Raw genomic sequence first — 21,062 nt, forward strand, 5'->3', positions numbered from 1 at the left:
CCCGAGTTAAATTAGCTATTTGGTTTTTCCTTATGGGTGACTTTCCTGAATCGGCGTTCCACTTCTTTGCTCCAGAAACCACCTGACATTTGCGTTGGTTCATTGACCATCACAAAGGCCTCGGGTGCCAGCTCATGAATGAGTTCCATTAGCCGGCGATCGGCTTTTCTGGGTGCTAAGATGTTTAAAATCAGACGTGACCCATCGCGGCCGTACCCCCAAGTTTCCGTGACCCCATAACCATTGTTACGTAGGTCTTCCGGAAGCTTTTTGTTTTGCTGATACTTGGGATCGTCATTATCGATTTTAACGGTCACTTGGAAATTAACGTAACCCAGTGCCACGTGATCTTCGATGATAATACCAAGGTAAATACCCAGTCCAAAACCAACGGTATAAGCGATGACGTTAACGGGTGAATTGATGTTTTTCAACGCAATCGCCAGCGCAATCACGTATACGAATTCCTCAAGAACGGCCAGCAACGGTGCCCATAAACGCTGGCGCCGGACAACCAGCATTGTTCGAAATGTATTTAATGTAATATAACAAGCATTTAGAAGGAAAATAGTTAGTGCAAGTTTCAAGTAAATCGCCTCTTCTTTCATTATTGTTACGACTACAGTTTAGTGCAAATAGCGAATGATGAAAGCAATTTAACTCGAGTTTGTGACGTGTGATATGCTTATTAGCAAAGGAGTGTTCAATTTATGACGACAGAACGTGAAAAAATGACGGCGGGGGAACCCTATAATCAGTTTGATCCAGAGTTGATTAACCGTCGTGTCTACATGAGACAGCAATTAGAAGAAATTAATCATATTACGGATAATGATAATCGAAATAACCGCTTTAAAGCACTGCTGGCAGACGTTGGCGACGATTTCTTCGTGGAGTCATCGTTCAAGTTTGACTATGGGTTCAACATTCATATCGGCAATCATTTTTATGGTAACTATGACATGACCTTTTTGGATACCTGCCCAATTACTATCGGTGAGCACTGTTACTTTGGTCCTAACATCGGCCTTTATACGCCAGTTCACCCATTGGATCCCGTACAGCGAAATGCGGATGTTGAATTGGGTGCGCCAATCACCATTGGCGATAATGCTTGGTTAGGTGGTCGGGTCACGATTTTGCCTGGTGTGACTCTGGGCAACAATGTGGTTGTGGGTGCTGGCTCAGTAGTCACGAAATCATTCGGCGACAACGTTGTTATAGCGGGTAATCCGGCGCGAGTCATTAAAACAATAAAATAGATTCATTTTCTTATCTATGCTGCATATTTTACTTATTCTTTCAAACGTGTATAATGAAAATGTAAATTCATTCGGGTTTCATTTGGAAGTGGCAATTTGTTGCAGAGAAAGCTGTTGCAGATGGTCTTAGACCGATCTCGACAGCTTTTTTGTGTTTTGTACTTTGCTGACCCTTATGAAAATACGTCGGGTGTTTGCAGAGTTGAAAGGTAACAATTTCATCTGTGGTTTCAAGTATATCTTAGCTAATAAAAAGTCATGGTGTACTTCACGAATTAAAGCATGCTACGCAAGGTAGAGATTTTAACTGATTCAGGAATGGTCCGAATTCGATAACGGGATTCTCATCAGGAATGAGTAAGGGCGATCTTTTACAGCCTTGCCGGACACTTTGACTTGCGCCACACTCTGTCCCCGGTATGTACAATTATTAGAGGAGGAATATTATTTTAAGAAGCAAGTTAATCAACAAGTGGGTCTTTGTACCAACTGTGGGATTATTCTTACTGGCAACTTTAGTGTTAATGATAGGTGGAAAGGGTCTTCAAGCACCTTTATCTAGCCTATTGAGTTGGATGAACCTAAAGTTAGGGTGGATGTACCTTGGTATTTATATCATCAACTTTGTCTTCTTAATCGGATTGGCATTTAGCCGATATGGGAAAATTAAAATTGGAAAACCTGATGACAAGCCGGTTTATAGTGGATTCAAGTGGGGCGCTATGGTGTTCGCCACTGCGATTGATGCCAGCATTATGATGCTGTCCATCACTGATCCGCTAACGGTGATTCAAAATCCACCTTTTCACATTAAAGCCTATTCTCACGCCGCCTATATTTCTGCCACTATGATGGGGCAGTTTAACTGGGGGCCAATGGCTTGGATGATGTTCGCACCCGCTGCGGTTTTGATTGGTTACCTGATGTATCGTAAGGGGCAACCCGTTCAAAAACTTAGCGACGGTATCGGCATGCTAGATGGTGATAAGCATCAATCAACTAAAAAGTTCTTTGCTGGCTTGATCAACGTCCTTGTCGTTGTCGGCATCATCGGTGGTGTTGGTTCATCAATTGGGATGGAAGTTCCAATTACGGCTAAAGCATTCTCAAGTGCAACCGGTATTAAGTACGGTTTACCATTGGAATTAGCATTGTTCGCTGTCTTATTCGTTTTATTTGCTGTCACAGTCTTTAAGGGCTTAAATGGTGGTATTGATCGATTAAGTATGGCGCACATTTGGTTAGCCATCGGTTTTCTGGTCTTAATTTTGTTCTTTGGTCCAACCCGTTACATTATTTCTAACGAGGCGCAAAGCTTAGGCATGCTCGTTCAAAAGTTCGTGCCAATGGCGACTAATACGCGTCCAAGCGCCACTCAGCAGGATACGATTTTCTACTGGGGCTGGTGGTTGTCATACATGCCAGTGATGGGATTATTCATTGCAAAAATCTCACGTGGTAAAACCATTCGTCAAATGTTGATGGGCATGTTATTGTACGGCTTTACGGGCTGTGCATTGTTCTACGCCGTAATGGGTGGCTACGCGCTTTGGTTACAGCAAAACGGGGTCATTAATTTGGTCCACATGCTAAATACCCAAGGTCAAGCTGCTGTTATTGCGACCGTTATTGGGACGTTACCAATGAAGCAGGTTATGACATTGCTTTACTGCTTGTCATGTTTCATCTTCTTGGCAACGACGATTTCGGGTTCAGCCTACATTCTGTCATCGTTTACCAGTGTGCCATTGAAGCACCGCGAACCAACTCGCTTTAACCGGATGAGCTGGGTTGTTGTCTTCATGATTTTCGCTTTTTCACTGGTCTTAGTGGGTGGCTTCCAAGTTATTCAGACGATTTCCGTAATGGCTGGATTCCCATTGATTGCGGTTTGCGCGGTCATACTGGTGTCAATTCACCGGTTGGTCAAACGGGATCACGAACTGGTCTTTACGCCATCTCCAGAAGTTGCGGAAGTGGCACAAAGACGTCCTGTTACCGTGGAACGCAAATCTGCTATTCGTGGTAAGCTGATTTTATCACCTAAGCAAATAGCTAATTAAGTTATAAATGATAAAAGCGCTAGTAACATTGTGAAAAACAATGTTACTAGCGCTTTTTTGATTGAAGTTGAAACTAACATTATATTTAATGGCGAATTTGTTTCAATTATTCACAGTTGCGCAGTTAGGGAAGTTATCATAGAATAAATAAATGAAATAAACAGAAATGGAAAAGTGCAATAATTTGAGACAAATGTTTTCAAAATCCAATTGAAAACGGGGGAGAAACAATGTTGATATGGGAAGTTCGAGGAGTTAACTTTGTCATCAACATGCTATTATTAACGGGGTTTTCACTATTATACACTTGGTTGCAGCACGCCGAATTTCACCTGCCAATTTGGCGACGATTACGTGAGGCGAGTCAGATTGCTCTGACGATTGGCTTTTTATTGCTTTATCACTTGGCGTCAGAACTCAGAATCATGGAGGCTCATGATCGTAAGGGCCTTGGGTGGAGTTATTTAGCGTTTCAAATAGGGGTGCTTCTCTTTGCGATGATTTTAAAAAGGAGCTCATGGCTTTTTCTAAGTCTATCTGTCGTCCTGTTATTCTGGTATTGGTGGCTGCCTAACGTGTCATGGTGGGGTTATTTTTATGTTGTGAGCGTTTTATTGTTAGCTGAAGCTGATCGGTTTGGGTGGCGGATCATCGATCGGCCACTAGTGTTTTATCCGTTTTGTTTACTCTTTTCGGCCCCTTTTCTGTGGGCAAATTGGATTTCGTTGCGTGGCATAGAGGTTAGCTGGTGGGTAGAGTTAGCAGAATGTTTCGTGGTGTATTATTTGATTTGGTTGATCTATTACCAGTTGAAAAGACGTGATGAGCGTCAGGCAATTCTTCTTTGTGAAGCCAGTAAGGATAACCTGACAAAGCTGAATAATTTCAGAATTTTTAACGACGATCTGCAGCGGGCCTTTGATCAGTATCATGAAAAAGGGACCCAATATTCGCTTTATACGTTTGATATTGATTTCTTTAAACGGGTCAATGATCGGTATGGTCATTTGGAAGGCAACGCAGTACTTAAGGGCGTGGCCACTGAATTGAACCGTTTGTTGCCGAAAATCAGTAGTAATGCAAAGGCTTATCGGGTCGGCGGTGAAGAATTTTCTTTTATGGTTTTTGACGATCAAACGCAGCACGGATCTCCCAATGAAGTCGCCAACCAAGTCCGTGAGGCGATTGGCAAACTCGTTTTTAAAACTAAGCAAGGTGACCAATTCCAAATCACGATTTCGTTGGGACAGGCACAAATCGACGCTGAGGATCAAAACTACTTAGATATTTATAAGTGTGCTGATCAGCGACTGTATCGTTCAAAAGAAGCCGGTCGTAATTGGGTAACCACTTCTGGTAAATTGTTAAATTAGTCTGATATGGTAGATTCATGGTAAAATTTAGGTATTAAAACCAGTTAATTCAGAAGGGAATTCTCAGTATGCAGAAAGTAATTATTCCGGAGATTGCGGACAAACAAACCGACCATTATTTGTCTAAGAAGGGCTATGAAGTTCTTACCGTTACCAGCCCTGATGCGGCGACTATTTTGGCGACAGCACCTGATGTTGCTGGTATTATGATGTTTGTTTCTCCCTTTCCCAATGATTTGTATGATAAATTACCCAATTTAAAAGTTTTAGCACGTTACGGTGTGGGCTATGACAGTATTGATGCTGAGTATGCTGCAACTAAGGGTGTTTGGGTGACCAATACGCCGGGAGCCAATGCCATTAGTGTAGCGGAAAATGCTGTGACTGATATTATGTTGTTGTCGAAACGCTCATATGAAATGTCAACTTTGATGCATCAAGGGAAAATTAGGACTGCTAAGCAACTCTTTGGACATGAATTACTGGGTTCGACGGTAGGGATTGTTGGTTATGGTCACATTGGCCAAGCCGTTGCTAAGATGCTAAGTGGGTTTGGTGTTAAAACCTTGATTTATAACCGAACTAAACGGCCAACAGAATATGGAGAGTACGTTGATTTAGAAACATTATTGAAACAATCAGATTATGTTACGCTGCATATTGCCGCTACGAAGCAGACTGAGCATTTGATTGGCGAGAAAGAATTAGCCATGATGAAAACGAGCGCTTCATTGGTTAATTTAGCGCGTGGTTCAGTGGTTGATGAACAGGCACTGATTACTGCCCTCAACACGCATCAGATTGCCAGTGCGGCTTTAGACGTTTTTGATGAGGAACCTTTACCAGCAGACAGTCCGTTTTATAAAATGGATAACGTCTTTTTAACACCACATACGGCATCGAATACGGTAGAAGCCGGTCAGAATATGGCCTTTGGTGCTGCTAAGATGATCGATGCTGCGCTATCTGGACAAAAGCCAGAGTGGGCAGTCAATGATCCACAGCTTTAACGTTAAATTAGTCTATTAGTCATTAATTACCTAATCTATTAGTTTGCTTGGATTTCTCCCGGTTATTTTAAATACCGTTTTCTTGTTAGTTTTGTACAAGCTAAACGTTTTGGAATCGTTTTCTTGCGTGCTACACTACAGGCACAAAAAATAAAAGGGGGATCCTGACAATGGCAATTGATGGATCGTTATATCATACTGAGGCAGTAAATGAAAAAGGTTTAAGTGGTGTGAGCTTTATTCGCGGTAACGAAGGGTTGGCACTTGGGGTCAGCAGCTCGTTAGTGAAGGGCTCTGGTACCAATCCGGAACAATTAGTTGGTCTGGCAATCAGTACGTGTTTTAACGCTACTATTGAAATCATTGAGCAGTTGCATAAGTTACCGCATACGAGTGTTGTACACACCGGTGTGGATCAACTTAAGGATGACACGGGCTACAAGTTCGTGGTTCGCGTTCAAGTATTGATGACAGGTGTTGATCATGCGCAAGCACAAGCACTAGTTGATGAAGCAAAAAACTATTGCCCAGTGGCTAAGATGATTAAGCAAAACGCTAATGTGTCCTTTGAAGTCGTTGATGAATTTGCGTTTTAAACCAAAATAAATTAAAAAAGTTCGCCCGCATATGCAGACGAACTTTTTTAATTATAGGCGTTGATGTTTTAACTTTCGAAAAACGTAGCGGTCACTTAAAGCAATGAAGGTGCCTTGGAATAACAGTGCCACCACTGTACCAATATTCACTGCCCAAATGTGACGTTGAATCAAAAAACAGATAGCGATAATTGTAATGGGTGTGATAAAAGCGGTTAGAGAAGCGGTTACCGCATTGCCGTGCAGAAATTTAAAGCGTAGGATCTGCATCAAATCATCGTTTGGATGCAGAATCAGGTTAATTCGCTGATAAATAGAGATACCGCAGCCAATCATCATAACGCCGACGATATCGAGTATCACTGACGGAATGAGTGATAAATGTTGAATATGGAAAACAGTCAACAGTTGTGCAATGCCACTGACTAAATAGCTAAAGGGTACCATGAAGAGTATATTGCCAAGCATTCGGTGCCAGTCAATTTCTCGTAGCAACACAGCGTTGGCTAAGATAACTGCGATACCTTCCAGCAACAAAATGTTACCTAAGTTCATGTGAAATAGGTGTGACATGTTGACAGCGGATGCGGTCCATAATGCGCTGCCTAAATTTAAGGAAACTGTCAGTGCGTTTCCTAGTGAGTTGATTATAATGGAAATAATAAGTAATATACAATCTCCCAAAATAGTTGGCTTGCCGTTGTCTTGATACACGTGTTGATCCCTCCATAACGTTTCTAATTATACGGGAGTATATTGAAAATAAAAGGGGTATTTCCCCAATAGGAGTGAGTTAAATGATTAAATTCGAGCAATATTCCGGGGTGCTCTTTGATCTTCACGGGGTGATTGCGGATTCATCTCAGTATCATCTTCAAGCTTGGCGCCAATTAGCTGATGAGCTTGGAATTACGTGGACATCAGCCTTAACCGAAACAGTGCTTGGAATGAACCGGCAGGAAGCAGTGACAACGATTTTAGAGGCTGGCCATCAGCTGGATCGCTATACGGCTGAAGAACGGCAGAAGTTGGGCAATCATAAAAACCAGATGTATTTAGAGTTGATTTCTCATATGTCGCCAGCGGATGTATTGCCTGGCGTGATACGTTTCCTAGATGAATTAAGGGCTCAGCATTATGGTATCGTGCTGGCTTCGGCGTCCATGAACGCACCGTTAGAAATTAAAAAGATGCAGCTGACAGATTATTTCCCGCTGATTGTCGATCCTGCAACACTGACGCATAACAAGCCAGATCCCGAGATTTACGTTCGGGCAGCGGCCCTACTGAATTTACAGCCGGATGAGTGCATGGGTGTTGAAGACTCGAAGACTGGTTTGAGTGCTCTAAACGGTTCGGGTGCTTTATCCATTGGCGTTGGTCAGCCAGAAGAGATTGCAGCCGCTGACGTTAAATTTAGCCGTTCTACAGAATTGAGTTTAGCTGGTATCCAGGAGCAAGTTGAGGCACAACAAAAAAAGGTCACTGACTAAAGTGATCTTTTTTAATTAAAGCAGTTTTTCTAAATAATCTTTTAACACCACAGCTTGATTATGCGTTTCATCTTTTGCGCCATAAAGCATGATGACATTGCCTTCAGCAAGATGTGACTTGATTAGTTTCAGAAACTTGTCACGGTCAGGATTGGCGTCCAGTTCAGCGATATAACGGGTTTTAAACTCAGTGTATTTTTCTGGATCATGGCCGAACCACTGACGCAGCTCTTTGGTTGGTGCAATAGTTTTAAACCACTCATCGAGAGCAGCCTTTTCCTTTGAAATTCCCCGTGGCCACAGACGGTCAACTAAGATTCGATAGCCATCCGTATCAGCAGGTTTAGTATAAATTCGTTCAATTTTGAGTGCCATTTCGAATCACCTCTTCTATAATGACAATATCACATATTGATGTTAGGGGTAGAAATAATGACAACTATGGCAGAATTTTTTAGTGGCCGTTCAACCGAAACCATTAGCCGTGAACTTTTAGGTAAATTACTCAGCTATGAATCACCTAAAGGATTAGTTAGTGGCTACATTGTTGAAGCTGAAGCATATCTTGGCGTTGCTGACTCGGCAGCCCACGCGTATGAAGGTCGTCGGACTAAGGCTAACGATGCGTTGTATGGCGCACCTGGGAATATCTACATCTACACTTCTCGTGGGTACTATGCTTTTGATATTGCGGTCCAAGAGAAGGGTGAGCCACAAGGAATTTTGGTGCGCGGGATCGAACCCAAGGATGGTCTAGATATCATGATGGCTAACCGGCCAAAATCCGGATCAGAACTTACGAACGGTCCAGGCAAACTGATGCAGGCCTTTGGTGTCAATGACCTTCACTGGAACAACACTATGCTTGATCAAAGTCCCTTTAAAATTGATTTACAGGATAGCCGCGAGCCGTTGCGGATTGCCACATCAGCCCGCATTGGCGTCAGCAAACGTGGCAGTCAAACGGATGCACCATACCGCTATTTTGTGGCGGGGAACCCCTATGTTTCTGGAATGCGCAAACGAGATATGGATTTAGAAACACATGGCTGGGTAAAATAACTTAATTTTCAGTGTACGATTTGCGTGCACTGTGGAATGCCGCAGCTCCCATGTCAAATGTCTGGTAGTCGATGTTTTCAAATCCTGCATTAACGAACATTTTGGCTAATTGTTTGGCATCAACAAATTCGGCGGCGGTTTTTTCTAGGTAGGCATAGTCTTGGTAGTTGCGGACGGCTAATTTAGTCATCAGCGGAACCAGTTTAAAATAGGCTTGCCATCCTAACTTAACGAGTGGTTGAGTTGGTTGTGACGTTTCTAGTGAAGCTGCTTTCCCACCGGGGCGTACCACGCGATGCATTTCCCGTAAAACTTGGTTGGCATCCGGTACGTTACGTAGACCAAAGCCGATGGTAACCACGTCAAAATGATTTTTATCGTAAGGTAACGCCATTGCATCACCTTGAACTAAAGTGACGCGGTCGTTCATGCCGGCTGCTGTGACTTTCTTTTTAGCGATTGCCAACATTTCTTCACTGAAATCCAGACCGATTACCTGACCAGAGGGGCCAACAGCTTTTGCTAGTGCTATCGTCCAGTCACCAGTCCCGCAACAGAGGTCTAACACAAAACTGCCAGGTTTGATGTCCATCTTAGCCATAGCAACTTTACGCCAGTGTTTGTGGGTGCCGAGAGAAATGAGGTTATTCATACGGTCGTAATTTCCGGCCACCCGTTGAAAGAGTGACTGTACTTGTGGTTCTGGTGTGTGATTAGTGAGTGCCATGTTGATTCCTCCTGAGTGAAGTTATTAAATCAATTTTAGCAAAAAACGTCCCGCAAGTCTGTTTCCAGCTGCGGGACGTTTTGATTTGTTGATTTAAGTGTTAAAGATACTTAGCGTCTTCAACTGGATCTTGAGAGGTTAAGATCTTAGGCCCATCTTTGGTGATGACCAAAGTGTGTTCGTACTGTGCTGAAGGGGTGCCATCAGCTGAAACATAGTATTCCCAAGTATCGCCAGGAACTTGCTTTGAAGCAATCTCCCAGGTACCAAGGTTAACCATTGGTTCGATGGTGATGGTCATACCTTCACGCAAACGTAGACCCTTACCAGGTTCACCATAGTGAGGCACGTTTGGCTCTTCGTGCATAGTCGGTCCAATACCGTGGCCAATCAATTCACGAACGTCGCCCATGTGGTTTTCGTCTTCAACGTAGTGTTGGATAGCGTAACCAATATCACCGATTCGGTTGCCAATAACGGCTTGGTCGATACCTAAGTAAAGGGCCTTTTTGGTCACGTCCATGAGGTGCTGCTTTTCTTCGCTGATCTCGCCAACGGCATAGGTCCAGCAAGAATCGCTCATGAAACCATCCAGATTAACTACCATGTCAACGGCAACAATGTCACCGTTTTTAAGTAGGAGGTCTTTACGAGGGGTGGCGTGGGCAACTTCATCGTTAACACTGACGCAGGTGGCGTACTTGTAGCCTTCAAAGCCTTTTTCTTCGGCCTTGGCGTGGTGTTCTTCAATGTAGGCGTTAGCAAATTTTTCGATGTCCCAGCTAGAAATGCCGGGTTTGATGATGTCGCGTAGACCCAAGTGAACACCGGCCAAAATGGCACCGGATTTACGCATCATTTCAATTTCACGTTCTGATTTTAAAGTAATCAAGAATTTGAGCTCCTTTGTTCTTTAATGAATTCAACAGTTATAATGGTACACCAAAAAACGAAGGTGCGAAAGCAAACGTTTTGAGACTGGAGCATAAGGCGCTTTCGGCAGAAATCCGTGGGCTTGGGATTTGTGCCGAAAGCGCCTTATGTGCAAGTCTCAGTTTGCTTAAGCCCAGTTCAGCAATGTTGAAAGCTTGCTGGAACCCGAATAGAACATGGTGTGGAAGCGGACGTTTTGAGAGCGGTGTGTAAGCGAGTAACGTTGTAAGCCTGGGTTTGGGCTTATAACGTTACTCGCTTACATGTAGCTCTCAGTCCGCTGGAACCCGAATAGGCTATACCGCCTGTCCAAAACACCCAAAACCACCTCGAAAGTCTCATAACCTTAAACCTTCCTTAAATATCTTGCCCCCGCCCCAATAACTTGCTACAATGTTCTGCAACGATATGACTACACTAAACAGGAGGGATTCAATGACATCACCGATATTCGCCTTTTTCGATCCAACGTATATCTTAGTTATTGTTGGCTTGTTACTGTCAATGGCAGCTTCAGGCTACGTTAATTCAACCTACGCTAAATACGACCGATATCGTGCACAAAGTGGGGTAACTGGAACGACTGCTGCGGAGTATATTTTACAGCAGTCGGGGATTAATAATGTTTCAGTTCATCCAATTGCAGGGAACCTGACTGATAACTACAACGGCGGGAATAAAACGTTGAATTTGTCAGAATCAACGGCTAATTCATCGTCGGTAGCAGCGGTTGGTGTGGCAGCCCATGAATGCGGGCATGCGGTGCAGGACGCTACTAATTATGCACCAATGCGATTGCGGACTGCCATTGTACCGATTGCTAACTTTGGTTCCTCAATTTCATTTCCGCTGATTTTAGTGGGTGTACTGATGGGAATGAATCAGACTTTGATTCATATTGGTATTTTCTTGTTTTCTTTTGCACTGCTGTTTCAATTGGTGACTTTACCCGTGGAATTCAACGCGTCACATCGGGCACTTCGAATTCTTAGTGACGGCGGTTTATTGACAGCTGATGAGGTGCCAATGGTAAGACGCGTCCTGACGGCGGCAGCCCTCACTTACGTTGCAGCTGCACTGGCGACATTTTTACAATTGTTACGATTAATCATCCTTTTTGGTGGAAATCGTGACGACAATTAAGCGTGTTTGACTTATAATAAGAATAGGATGAAAAGGTTGGTGGTAATGATGGACTTAATCTCATATTTAAAGGATCAAATCGAGTTTTTAACTGAGCAATTTAACGAAGCAGAAACGGACAAAGACGTCACTATGAAGTACATTACTGAGTCTCGCTTAGATGAAGCAAAGAAGATCAAACAAGCGATTGATGACGGTACGATTAATAGTTTAAGTTAGTATTTAGCACGGCCAATCTGGTCGTGTTTTTTTGTTTTATGAGGAGGACTGAAAATGGCACTTAGCGACTATTATGAGCAGATTAAACAAATGGGACACCAAAGAAACTTCGAAGCAGGCGAAGATTTATTGCGTGAGGGTGACGTTGCCAAGCAATTGTATTTTGTTGATCAGGGTGCAGTGAGATTGTGGCATAACGATGATGGTCGCGATATCACTGTGCAATTTTTCTTTGAGGGTCAAGCGGTGTCGTCCTTTGAAAGTTTTTACTTGATTAAGCCCAGTTTGTTTGCTATTACTGCCATGGAAAAAACGACGGTGACGGTTGTTGATGGGAAATTATTGCGACATACTATCGAAGCAGAGCCCAAATTGATGGCCGCGTTTACCGATTATGTTTGTCACCGTTTTATTGATTACACGCAATACTTCCTCAATCGAATCGAGGATTCACCAGAATTGCGTTACCAGAGTTTGTTGGCGTCTGATCCCGAATTGGTCAACCGCGTTCCAAAGTATGAGCTGGCCTCATATCTAGGTATTACACCAGTGTCACTTTCCCGGATTCGCAGTCGGTTAGATAAATAATACTGTCTGAGAATGTGATACAGCTCTGAAATTCACCGAGTTGTGTCACACTCTTTTGTTAGGTTACCAGAACTTAAAACTCCATAATCATTTAATCTACCTTTGACGCAATTGATTTTAACCCTAATTACGCTTATCATTATGGTCATAAGGGGGAATCTGAAGATGGATCAATCAACTACGCTATCAGGCCGCGCGCGTTTATGGTTCGTGGCGACTTTGCTGATGGGAACTTTTACCATGTCGATCAGTCAATCAGCATTGTCTACTGCCTACCCGACGTTAATGCGGTACTTTTCAATTTCTGCTTCAACGGTTCAATGGTTAACAACGGGATTCATGCTCATTATGTGTATCATGATGCCGGTGAGTCCCTGGCTATTGAGCAATATTGGGTTTAAGCCATTATTTTTATCTGTTTTAACGATGTTTGACGTGGGGACGCTCTTAATCATATTAGCACCCAACTTTCCGTTAGTCCTGCTGGGACGTGCAATGGAAGCGATTGGTGTCGGTATTTTGTTCCCGTCATATCAAACGGTACTTCTGACGATCACACCACGTGACGAACGCGGCAGCGCAATGGGCGTTGCAGGGTTGGTCATGGGGTCAGCATTAGCAGTAGGACCGATTATTTCTGGGATTGTGCTGCGGTTTACGACTTGGCAAGGTCTATTTATCGTTTTTATGATCATCATTAGTCTGGTCATTGTGCTATCGCTAAAGACGATTGTCAACGTGATGCCGCAAGTACCGTCACACCTTGACTGGCTTTCAGTAGTCAGCCTAGTCGGTTTCATTGGTGTGCTTTACGTGATCAATTTGGTGGGTACGCCAGGTGTTAACTGGGGGATTGCCAGCGTGATTCTGATTGTCAGTATCGTGTTACTGCTGTTCTTCGGTATTAGACAATTACGTCTGCCGGAACCGCTGCTCGATTTACGGGTCTTCAAGGTTCGTCAGTTTAACGCATCAGTATGGCTAACAGGTCTTTCCTATATCGCGCTAATTGTTGTTACGATTGTTTTTCCACTGTACTATCAAATTATCTTGGGAGTTAGCCCGTTCATTTCAGGTATGGCGTTAGTTCCCGGTGCGCTATTCTTAAGTATTTTGAACCCACTGACCGGTCGTTTGGCTGATAAAATCGGCTTTAAAAAGGTTTTATTGATTGGGATGACGATGATTCTGGTGGGCTGGGGAATCCTAGCACTGGTTCCTGTTAAATTCTCACTTTGGGGAATGATGCCGATTGCCATGCTGATCGAGGGCGGCAATGCTTTTGTCATGATGCCTGCAACGACTTTAGGTGCGGATGCATTGCCTAACGAGAAGGTTTCTCATGGGACCGCCGTCATCACTACCATGCGTCAATTACTGGGATCGACTGGTGTTGCCGTTGCAACTATCTTGTTGTCGCTAGGAGGAGTTGCCACCGCAACCTTAGGTAATTTCCACATTGTTTTCATCACCTTCTTTATTCTTGAAATAATCGGTCTACTTTTAGCACTCACTTTGAAAGAAAAGAAAGTTCAAAATTAAAATGGTTGAAATTCTGATAATGACGTTTAAATTTTAGTCTAAATTTTTCAAAAAATTCTCTCATTTTTGTAATTTTAAAAGTCAATTATAGCCCGTCATAACGGAATTTGTCGCTTTTATTAAATTCTCATTTTTCTATTTTCGTTCGGGTCATTTTAGGCTACAATGGAGTTATGCAAATGAGTTGCATTGGAAGGGGAATTGTCCACATGACTGAGTCAGGAAAAGTAGAAACATCTGCGTTATATATGAATCCAGATCGAGAAATTGCTGTACTTAATTACACGAACAAGTATGTTTCCGATATCTTTACCTTAATCAATAGTAAAGAGCTCGAGGAAGTTGTCCGCTTATTTTTAGATGATCGACGTCATACCGCCGAGAGTCAGCGAAGCGATTTTGAGGATACAGATCCCAAAACTTACATCGATACACTGAAGGCAGTTTTGCTTGATCGTTCTGACGCTTTTGATACGTATAAGCGTGAGGAAATTCTGCTAAGCGTTGAAGACTTGTATTCATATTACCGGTCATATCTTAGAATTGGTGTTGTTAACTTGCATGGGAGTGAAGCTACCGCAAAGAACTTCATGCAAATGGATAATAAATTCAACGATGTTGTGATTGAAGCTTACCGGACAATTGAAGAAAAGCTGCAGGGATTCCGTAATAAAACTTATCGTCAGGTAAGTGCTGGGACTTCTGCATGTGTTCTGACGCAATCGTTAGACTGGCCGATTCCACATGGTTATGAAGCATTGAAGCCAATTCGCTTCTTAGAGACTTTGATGTTACGGCCACCAATGATGATGAAGACACCTTCAAACAGACGTGAGGGAACGTTTACAGCCGTTCCTGATAATCCAATTGACAAATTCCATGGCTCACGTAGCGAATGGTACTGCTTCCCAGCTAAAATCGGTGAAAGTTTAGCTTACATTTACTTCCATCGGGATTACTTTGTCAGCGGTATTTCACTGGCTAACTTATTCGAAGTTGCCAGTGCTAAGGAAGTTGCCGGTCATAAACCAGATGAAATCTTACTATTTGGTTTACCAGAGACTGAAGGCGATGTTTGCCACTATCACCATGATGAAGAAAACGACATCTGGGTCGGTGAAGTACCATACAACGATAAGACCACGTACTTTGGCTACATGAAGAAGATGTGCTTAACGTTGCATAACTTACACATGATCTACGAAAACCGTTTGCCAATTCACGGTTCAATGGTTCGGATCAAGTTCGCTAACGGTAAGAATAAGAACGTGGTCTTCTTCGGTGATTCCGGTGCCGGGAAGTCAGAATCTTTGGAAGCTTTGCAGGAAATTGCGGACGATAAGATTTTGAGTCTTGAAACGATTTTTGATGACATGGGCAGTTTCACCTTAACGGATGATGATTTGTATGCGCAAGGAACCGAAATTGGGGCCTTTGTTCGACTGGATGATTTAAGCTCAGCCGTGGCCTTCAATAACATGGATCGTGGTGTGTACTTGAACCCAGACCGTAAGAATGCGCGGGTTATTATTCCCGCTGATTCGTATAACCGAGTTGTGGGCCATCATGGCGTTGATATGTGGGTCTATGCAAACAATTACGATAAAGATATTGGTATTCACCGTTTCGATAATGAAGAGGAAGCTAAGGCAACCTTCATCGAAGGTAAGCGGTTTGCTTTGGGGACAACGGATGAAGTTGGGATGAGTACGACCTTCTTTGCGAACCCATTTGGACCAGTCCAAGAAGAAGCAAAGACGCGGCCAATTATTGATAAGGTATTCAAGCGCTTGTTTGATCAAGGAGTGTATGTAGGTGAAATTTACACCCACCTTGGAACTGATAAGAGTAAGGATAGCTTGAATGAAAGTGCTAAAGAGCTGTTGGATGAATTGTGGAACAGCTAGAGCGCGAACCGCGGCGTTTAGATAGCGGCGTGTAAGGCAAGGACCACCTAAATCCCCGAACTTGGGATTTAGGTGGTCCTTGCCTTAAACATAGCTATCTGCCGCGGTGAGCGCGTTTCAGAAAAATTAAATTAAAAGCAGCTGGATTAAAGTTTTTTCATTGCAAAATTTAATCCAACTGCTTTTTGTACATATAATCTAGGTTATCTCTTTAAACTATCTAGCAACTGTTTGCCGTTATCATAGAAGATCATTTGTTTCATTGGTTCAGAAACAACGTCGGTATCCGCAAGTGTTTTTGCTAAGTGATCCACCAATGGGGCAGGAGTGTAGGGTGAATCAGTACCGTAAAGCAAATGGTTAGGGTTAACCATTTGCAGTAAAGTTGGCAATTGATAGGGTAAAACCTTACCAGCAACATCAAAGTATTGGTTAGCCATTACTCCAGGCACATCAACTTGACTATCGGTTAGCTCTGAGTTCATTTTCTTTGATAACGCAACTCTATCGGAAATAACGGGAAGTAGGGCGCCCGCATGAGGAATAATGAATTTAATGTTTGGATACTTAGTGAAAATATCATTAACCGTCATGTTAACGACGGCACGGGTTGTGTCAAAGAAAAAGCCCATAACGGCAATGTTGATTTTACTCGACATATTTTTAGTTGCCGGATGTGGTTCATTGGGGTGCAACAGTACTAAAGCGTGGTGCTCGTTTAGTTTAGACATAATTGGGTCTAGATCAGGATTGCCAAGATATGTCCCATTTGCGTTAGTGGGCAGCGTGAAAGCTACGGTGTTTTTTGAAAGCGCACGGTCAATCTCACTTAAACTTTCTTCAACATAAGGTAGTGGCAGCGAGGCCGCAAAGCCGATTTTATCAGGGTAATGTTCCTGCTGTTCTGCACCATAATCATTGACTTCTGCTGTCATTTCGGCAGTCTGATTAGCATCATAGGCTACTGAGAAATGTGGTGCCGAAGCAGAAATAATTGTGTAATCAATACGTTGTCTTTCCATAGTTGAAAGCGTTGTGTCGATACTATATGCTGGAGTTGGGCAGTCGTCAGCGTGATCGTTGAACTTTTCCTTGAGAAATTTTTTGTATCCTGGAGAAAGATAGTGGGCATGGAAATCAATTTTACGATACATTATTAAGACCTCCTGATAAATTTAATTCACACCGTGTATAATATACTCACGGTGTGAATTAATCAAGAGATAAAAAATAGGAAGTGATTAGAATGGCTAGAAAAGCATCTTTAACAACTGAAGTGGTCGTTGCTAAGGCCACCGAAATTGTGAAAGAGTCAGGGTTTAATGCCTTATCATACCGAGGGTTGGCTCGTGCACTCAACGTTCAGCCGCAAACTTTGTATCGATATGTGGCTAATATTGAAGAATTGCAGGTTCAAGTAATCCTCACCTTTTTAGATGAATTAATTCAGTATACGCAATCTCAGGTGATTGGCTTTAGTGGCAATCAGGCAATCCTCAAATTTGCTCAAGCCGTGCTCACTTATTCAAACCACAAATTAACGTTAACCAGTTTGCTTTCAACGTCGGCTGACATTTCGGACAAACGTGAAATTAAAGCAAAATTAATGGCATTACGTGAATTGCCAGCTGTAATTTTAAAACGGCAGAGCAGTAAACAGATTGATGTTTCTGGTCGTGTTCAAATGCTAATGAGTTTGATTCTGGGTTTTGCGGAGTATATTGATATTGGTTTATACGATGGTACGGAAGAACAAGCAGTGGCACTGTTACAAAGTCAAATTGAAAAAATGCTGATTAGCAATTAGGATTAAGTGAAAAGGCTCTGTTACGAAATGATTAACATTTGATAAACCCACAGTGTTTCTCTTGCCAGTTACGTGATTTGAAGATATACTACTTTAAAATCGAAATTAAGAGGGATGATAACGTGCAATTTATTTTTACAAAACTACTATGGTCAACGTTAATGGTCACGGGGCTCATTGGCTCAGTTGTCGGCTTTGTGCTACCAGTCATCCCGGGCATTCCGTTTTTGATCTTAATGATTTATAGCTTGAAAAAACTATCGCCAAAATTTCACCGCTGGCTAAGTCGGACACGACTGGCTGAATGGTTAAAGGAACATCAGCCAACTTTAGCAAAATGGTTGGTAAACTAAATCGTAACGGAAAAGGGCTCAAACAGCATTGATTACTGTTTGAGCCCTTTAATTTTAAATCCTGGAATTCTTAAATTAATACTGAATATGCAGCAACTCAGCATGCTTAATATCTTCGATTGTCTTAGTGCCAGCCAATTGCATCACGATCTTCAACTCATTGTTCAGATGCTCGAAGACTGAGTAAACACCATCAGCACCACCCAGTGCTAAGCCGTAAATTGCGGGACGGCCAATGGCGACTAAATCGGCACCTAAAGCAATTGCCTTGAAGACGTCTGAACCGCGACGGACACCGGAATCAAAGATCACTGGTACTTGATGGTTGACGGCTTTAGTGACGCTTTCAAGAACGTCAAAGCTAGCTGGGCCACCATTCAATTGACGGCCACCGTGGTTAGAAACGTAAATACCGGCTGCCCCTGCACCGATCGCATAGAGCGCATCTTCAGGCGATTCAATTCCCTTAACGATTACTGGTAAATCGGTGTAGTCAATGATCCGCTTAACGTCATCTGGACCAATCTTTTGAGCAGCAGAGGCATAAATTTCAGAAATGCCCTTACCTTCGCCATCGCCTTCACTGAACTTGATTAAGTTAGCCATTGGAATTGGAAATTGGAAATGATTAATAATATCAGCTTCACGATAGCCACCAACAGTGGCATCAACGGTGAGGATGATGGCTTTTACGCCAGCTTGCTTAGCTTCATCTAAAAGTGACTTGTTAAAGTCCCAGTCCTTACTCATGTAGAGCTGGAAGAATTGAGGAGCACCGTCGCCGCCAGCGGCAGTATCCGCAATGGATGTTGATGAATAGGTACTTTGTGCCATTAACCCACCAGCTTTAGCAACTCCCTTCGCGGTATCAACTTCACCTTTAGCGTGAGCCAAGCCTTGTGCAGCAGCTGGTGCCATCATGATTGGTGTCTTCAAATCTAAGCCGAAGACCGTGGTATCAGTCTGTGGATTTTCAATGTTGCTTAGCGCCTTAGGAACGATTTGGCGGTGTTGGAATGCTTTACGATTAGCATTTAATGTCCATTCATCCTCTGAGCCACTCACGATGTAGCCAAAGCCACCGGTAGGAATAATCTTTTTAGCATCTTCTTCTAGTTGAGTTAGGTTTAAAATATCAAGTGTTTTTTCGTTTTCGTTTTGTTCGTAACCATTAGTCATAACCATAATATTTGCCTCCAGCAAAGATAATTATTTTTGATTGACTACAGCTTACTTACTTTTTGTAAGTGAGTCAAGAATAACCACTTGCTGTTTATCAATTAAAAAACCGTTACCCGACTAGAAGCTTGTCAGGTAACGGTTTTGTCTTATAAACGATACTGTTTAAAGGCTTCAAAATCTTGATCAACTTGCTGCACGTAAGCAGCCGTCCACGTCTGGATTGCCTGATCAAACTTATCTGAGTGCCCGGTATAACCAAGAATCACGCCAGCAGTTGGACTTTGTGCATGAGCAATACCCAGTACCCAAGCGCAGGTTTTGGCATAGGCTTCAAACTGATCCCAATCCAGTTCAGATAGTTCGATAGAGGCTTTCATATCACGGAATTGCCGCACGTAAAAACTCTTCTTTTCCGTGGCAAAGTAACCCAGAAATGAGTCGGATGCAGATTGAAGAATCTTTTGGCAATCAACGATCCGCTTACCTTCATTTTGTTCGTACTGAGCATTTGCGTCATCCAGCTCGTCGGCCAGTTGACGATGGGGCAGGGCTTCTTTAATTTGTAAGACCAAGTGTGAGCCGTCCGTACCCGTCAGCAATAATAGATAACATAATGACCCAAAGCTGCCCACGCCAACACTGTGACGGACGATGTCAGTGACGTGATACTGCGACAGCATTAAACCAACATCAGTGGGAAGGGTTTGACGGTATTGGGTGAGATATTTCGTAATATGTTTAGTGACCCGGTCGTTGACATGCTGCGTTCGCGGCGGGTTCTCCTTAAATGAAATTCGACCCTTGCTGTCCGTGATCGTAAACTTGCGAACCACCTGTTCAGAATCACGTTTGCCTGCTTTGGACAAGAATTTCATCAGTTTTTTGGTGTGCATTTCTTTACTGGGGATCGTGTTCAATATGTTTTCCACGCTGTTTACTGGATAGAAACGATTCAGCGCGGTTTTCTCGAACATATTCTGTAGACTTTTACGGTAGGATTCGCCCAGTTCCTTAACCAAATTCTTTAATTTGTCGTCGCCGAATTGGTGCTCACGGCCTGCCAATAGGGTGCTGACCGCCAAGCGTTTCACGTCCCACTCAAACGGATTGATGCCAGCTTCATCGAAATCGTTTAAATCAAATAGGAGGTGTCGCTCTGGTGAGCCAAAGAAACCAAAGTTACCGATATGTGCGTCACCGCAGCTAACTGCGTGAATGGGCGAATTATCCTGATGGGTCAGGTCAGCTTCCATTAATTCAGCGGTCCCCCGAAAAAAGGTGAAACTAGACTGGCTCATGCGCTGAGTCCGTTCTGGTAGCAGCTCGGGAATCAGAATTGAGCGAACCTGATCCATTAATTGGTTGGGATCACGATCAGTTGGCAGATATTCGCCCAGTGTCTCAAATGGGTACGCTGAACGGAGCTTCTTACCAAGTTTCTGTTGGTCTTTCAATGATTGCTGCACAACTAACTGACTAAAATCGAACGGCTTAACACTCATTACGTTTCACCTCAGTATTAGAATTACTATCTCTAGTTTAACACGTGACACCTTTAAGGAATGCCTTATTTACAGAGGTTTACATTGAGTTTACGTTGGGTTATCAATTGATTTTAATGGGTTACAAAATTGTAAATTAAGTTTAACTGGCCGTTAATTTAATAACCAGCAGTAAAGGCTAATACTATCAATATTGAGGAAAATAAAAGGATAGGAAGTAGCGTGCCTAAAATAAGACATAGAATTAGATTTAGGTTAGTTTTGCAGAGGCGAAAAGTAAGTAAGTCAACACACATAAAA

General features: G+C 42.9%; 22 protein-coding genes. 14 read left to right on the forward strand and 8 right to left on the reverse strand.

Going from position 1 to position 21,062, the window contains the following annotated elements:
* Positions 1 to 11: 11 nt before the first annotated feature.
* Positions 12 to 587, reverse strand: coding sequence for a DUF2179 domain-containing protein (locus tag CES82_RS02520; RefSeq protein WP_180245634.1), 576 nt, complete (start codon positions 585 to 587; stop codon positions 12 to 14).
* A gap of 123 nt (positions 588 to 710) precedes the next feature.
* On the opposite strand from CES82_RS02520, the gene CES82_RS02525 reads away from it, so the two are divergent.
* The 5 genes from CES82_RS02525 to CES82_RS02545 all read left to right on the forward strand — a co-directional run bounded on the left by CES82_RS02525 (position 711) and on the right by CES82_RS02545 (position 6,304).
* The gene (locus tag CES82_RS02525) at positions 711 to 1,262 is read left to right on the forward strand and encodes a sugar O-acetyltransferase (protein WP_098823757.1); all 552 of its coding nucleotides are present in this window, start codon (positions 711 to 713) and stop codon (positions 1,260 to 1,262) included.
* A gap of 464 nt (positions 1,263 to 1,726) precedes the next feature.
* Positions 1,727 to 3,325, forward strand: coding sequence for a BCCT family transporter (locus CES82_RS02530; RefSeq protein WP_098823758.1), 1,599 nt, complete (start codon positions 1,727 to 1,729; stop codon positions 3,323 to 3,325).
* Between the two features lie 230 nt (positions 3,326 to 3,555).
* Positions 3,556 to 4,698 (forward strand): GGDEF domain-containing protein, encoded by a 1,143-nt coding sequence (locus tag CES82_RS02535; protein ID WP_098823759.1) that lies wholly within the window; start codon positions 3,556 to 3,558, stop codon positions 4,696 to 4,698.
* Between the two features lie 68 nt (positions 4,699 to 4,766).
* Complete coding sequence (locus tag CES82_RS02540) at positions 4,767 to 5,708, forward strand: phosphoglycerate dehydrogenase (protein ID WP_098823760.1); 942 nt, start codon at positions 4,767 to 4,769, stop codon at positions 5,706 to 5,708.
* A 170-nt stretch (positions 5,709 to 5,878) separates the two neighbouring features.
* The gene (locus CES82_RS02545; RefSeq protein WP_098823761.1) at positions 5,879 to 6,304 is read left to right on the forward strand and encodes an OsmC family protein; all 426 of its coding nucleotides are present in this window, start codon (positions 5,879 to 5,881) and stop codon (positions 6,302 to 6,304) included.
* 51 nt (positions 6,305 to 6,355) lie between these two features.
* On the opposite strand, the gene CES82_RS02550 is transcribed toward CES82_RS02545, so the two are convergent.
* Complete coding sequence (locus CES82_RS02550) at positions 6,356 to 7,018, reverse strand: DUF6198 family protein (RefSeq protein ID WP_180245635.1); 663 nt, start codon at positions 7,016 to 7,018, stop codon at positions 6,356 to 6,358.
* Between the two features lie 83 nt (positions 7,019 to 7,101).
* Between CES82_RS02550 and pgmB the strand changes: the two genes are divergently transcribed.
* On the forward strand, positions 7,102 to 7,797 hold the full coding sequence (pgmB, locus tag CES82_RS02555; RefSeq protein ID WP_225364822.1) for a beta-phosphoglucomutase: 696 nt from the start codon (positions 7,102 to 7,104) through the stop codon (positions 7,795 to 7,797).
* Between the two features lie 15 nt (positions 7,798 to 7,812).
* Here pgmB and CES82_RS02560 read toward each other — a convergent pair whose 3' ends face one another.
* Positions 7,813 to 8,172: a DUF488 domain-containing protein gene (locus CES82_RS02560; RefSeq protein WP_098823762.1), complete on the reverse strand. Its 360-nt coding sequence runs from the start codon at positions 8,170 to 8,172 to the stop codon at positions 7,813 to 7,815.
* A gap of 57 nt (positions 8,173 to 8,229) precedes the next feature.
* On the opposite strand from CES82_RS02560, the gene CES82_RS02565 reads away from it, so the two are divergent.
* Entirely contained in the window at positions 8,230 to 8,859 is a 630-nt protein-coding gene (locus tag CES82_RS02565; protein ID WP_098823763.1) for a DNA-3-methyladenine glycosylase, read from the forward strand.
* A 1-nt stretch (position 8,860) separates the two neighbouring features.
* Here CES82_RS02565 and CES82_RS02570 read toward each other — a convergent pair whose 3' ends face one another.
* Positions 8,861 to 9,586 carry a demethylmenaquinone methyltransferase gene (locus tag CES82_RS02570; protein ID WP_098823764.1) on the reverse strand — a complete coding sequence of 242 codons (726 nt, stop codon included), beginning with the start codon at positions 9,584 to 9,586 and terminating at the stop codon, positions 8,861 to 8,863.
* Positions 9,587 to 9,686: 100 nt separating this feature from the next.
* On the reverse strand, positions 9,687 to 10,478 hold the full coding sequence (map, locus tag CES82_RS02575; protein WP_098823765.1) for a type I methionyl aminopeptidase: 792 nt from the start codon (positions 10,476 to 10,478) through the stop codon (positions 9,687 to 9,689).
* A 476-nt stretch (positions 10,479 to 10,954) separates the two neighbouring features.
* On the opposite strand from map, the gene CES82_RS02580 reads away from it, so the two are divergent.
* From CES82_RS02580 to CES82_RS02595, 5 genes are all read left to right on the forward strand, one after another.
* Complete coding sequence (locus tag CES82_RS02580) at positions 10,955 to 11,662, forward strand: zinc metallopeptidase (RefSeq protein ID WP_098823766.1); 708 nt, start codon at positions 10,955 to 10,957, stop codon at positions 11,660 to 11,662.
* Positions 11,663 to 11,710: 48 nt separating this feature from the next.
* Positions 11,711 to 11,881, forward strand: coding sequence for a hypothetical protein (locus CES82_RS12435; protein ID WP_180245636.1), 171 nt, complete (start codon positions 11,711 to 11,713; stop codon positions 11,879 to 11,881).
* Positions 11,882 to 11,971: 90 nt separating this feature from the next.
* Positions 11,972 to 12,469 carry a Crp/Fnr family transcriptional regulator gene (locus CES82_RS02585; protein WP_439959039.1) on the forward strand — a complete coding sequence of 166 codons (498 nt, stop codon included), beginning with the start codon at positions 11,972 to 11,974 and terminating at the stop codon, positions 12,467 to 12,469.
* A 165-nt stretch (positions 12,470 to 12,634) separates the two neighbouring features.
* Complete coding sequence (locus tag CES82_RS02590; protein ID WP_098823768.1) at positions 12,635 to 14,011, forward strand: MFS transporter; 1,377 nt, start codon at positions 12,635 to 12,637, stop codon at positions 14,009 to 14,011.
* A gap of 209 nt (positions 14,012 to 14,220) precedes the next feature.
* Complete coding sequence (locus CES82_RS02595) at positions 14,221 to 15,918, forward strand: phosphoenolpyruvate carboxykinase (RefSeq protein WP_098823769.1); 1,698 nt, start codon at positions 14,221 to 14,223, stop codon at positions 15,916 to 15,918.
* A gap of 203 nt (positions 15,919 to 16,121) precedes the next feature.
* On the opposite strand, the gene CES82_RS02600 is transcribed toward CES82_RS02595, so the two are convergent.
* Complete coding sequence (locus tag CES82_RS02600) at positions 16,122 to 17,072, reverse strand: amidohydrolase family protein (protein ID WP_225364823.1); 951 nt, start codon at positions 17,070 to 17,072, stop codon at positions 16,122 to 16,124.
* Positions 17,073 to 17,164: 92 nt separating this feature from the next.
* On the opposite strand from CES82_RS02600, the gene CES82_RS02605 reads away from it, so the two are divergent.
* Complete coding sequence (locus CES82_RS02605; protein WP_098823771.1) at positions 17,165 to 17,725, forward strand: TetR/AcrR family transcriptional regulator; 561 nt, start codon at positions 17,165 to 17,167, stop codon at positions 17,723 to 17,725.
* A gap of 122 nt (positions 17,726 to 17,847) precedes the next feature.
* Positions 17,848 to 18,078: a YbaN family protein gene (locus CES82_RS02610; RefSeq protein WP_098823772.1), complete on the forward strand. Its 231-nt coding sequence runs from the start codon at positions 17,848 to 17,850 to the stop codon at positions 18,076 to 18,078.
* A gap of 75 nt (positions 18,079 to 18,153) precedes the next feature.
* Here the strand turns inward: CES82_RS02610 and CES82_RS02615 are convergent, their stop codons facing one another.
* Positions 18,154 to 19,263, reverse strand: coding sequence for a lactate oxidase (locus tag CES82_RS02615; RefSeq protein WP_098823773.1), 1,110 nt, complete (start codon positions 19,261 to 19,263; stop codon positions 18,154 to 18,156).
* Positions 19,264 to 19,406: 143 nt separating this feature from the next.
* Positions 19,407 to 20,762 carry a DUF2252 domain-containing protein gene (locus tag CES82_RS02620; RefSeq protein ID WP_098823774.1) on the reverse strand — a complete coding sequence of 452 codons (1,356 nt, stop codon included), beginning with the start codon at positions 20,760 to 20,762 and terminating at the stop codon, positions 19,407 to 19,409.
* Positions 20,763 to 21,062 lie beyond the last annotated feature (300 nt).

It is taken from the genome of Secundilactobacillus silagincola (genome assembly GCF_002583405.1).
Lineage (GTDB): Bacteria > Bacillota > Bacilli > Lactobacillales > Lactobacillaceae > Secundilactobacillus > Secundilactobacillus silagincola.

Excerpts from the sequence above, each read along its gene's own strand:
- CES82_RS02580 (WP_098823766.1), top strand. The coding sequence starts at position 10,955 with ATGACATCACCGATATTCGCCTTTTTCGATCCAACGTATATCTTAGTT.
- CES82_RS02615 (WP_098823773.1), bottom strand. The coding sequence starts at position 19,263 with ATGGTTATGACTAATGGTTACGAACAAAACGAAAACGAAAAAACACTT.
- CES82_RS02620 (WP_098823774.1), bottom strand. The coding sequence starts at position 20,762 with ATGAGTGTTAAGCCGTTCGATTTTAGTCAGTTAGTTGTGCAGCAATCA.
- CES82_RS02570 (WP_098823764.1), bottom strand. The coding sequence starts at position 9,586 with ATGGCACTCACTAATCACACACCAGAACCACAAGTACAGTCACTCTTT.
- CES82_RS02535 (WP_098823759.1), top strand. The coding sequence starts at position 3,556 with ATGTTGATATGGGAAGTTCGAGGAGTTAACTTTGTCATCAACATGCTA.
- CES82_RS02545 (WP_098823761.1), top strand. The coding sequence starts at position 5,879 with ATGGCAATTGATGGATCGTTATATCATACTGAGGCAGTAAATGAAAAA.
- CES82_RS02560 (WP_098823762.1), bottom strand. The coding sequence starts at position 8,172 with ATGGCACTCAAAATTGAACGAATTTATACTAAACCTGCTGATACGGAT.
- CES82_RS12435 (WP_180245636.1), top strand. The coding sequence starts at position 11,711 with ATGGACTTAATCTCATATTTAAAGGATCAAATCGAGTTTTTAACTGAG.
- CES82_RS02585 (WP_439959039.1), top strand. The coding sequence starts at position 11,972 with ATGGGACACCAAAGAAACTTCGAAGCAGGCGAAGATTTATTGCGTGAG.
- CES82_RS02600 (WP_225364823.1), bottom strand. The coding sequence starts at position 17,072 with ATGTATCGTAAAATTGATTTCCATGCCCACTATCTTTCTCCAGGATAC.
- CES82_RS02540 (WP_098823760.1), top strand. The coding sequence starts at position 4,767 with ATGCAGAAAGTAATTATTCCGGAGATTGCGGACAAACAAACCGACCAT.
- CES82_RS02595 (WP_098823769.1), top strand. The coding sequence starts at position 14,221 with ATGACTGAGTCAGGAAAAGTAGAAACATCTGCGTTATATATGAATCCA.
- CES82_RS02525 (WP_098823757.1), top strand. The coding sequence starts at position 711 with ATGACGACAGAACGTGAAAAAATGACGGCGGGGGAACCCTATAATCAG.
- CES82_RS02605 (WP_098823771.1), top strand. The coding sequence starts at position 17,165 with ATGGCTAGAAAAGCATCTTTAACAACTGAAGTGGTCGTTGCTAAGGCC.
- pgmB (WP_225364822.1), top strand. The coding sequence starts at position 7,102 with ATGATTAAATTCGAGCAATATTCCGGGGTGCTCTTTGATCTTCACGGG.
- CES82_RS02590 (WP_098823768.1), top strand. The coding sequence starts at position 12,635 with ATGGATCAATCAACTACGCTATCAGGCCGCGCGCGTTTATGGTTCGTG.
- CES82_RS02565 (WP_098823763.1), top strand. The coding sequence starts at position 8,230 with ATGACAACTATGGCAGAATTTTTTAGTGGCCGTTCAACCGAAACCATT.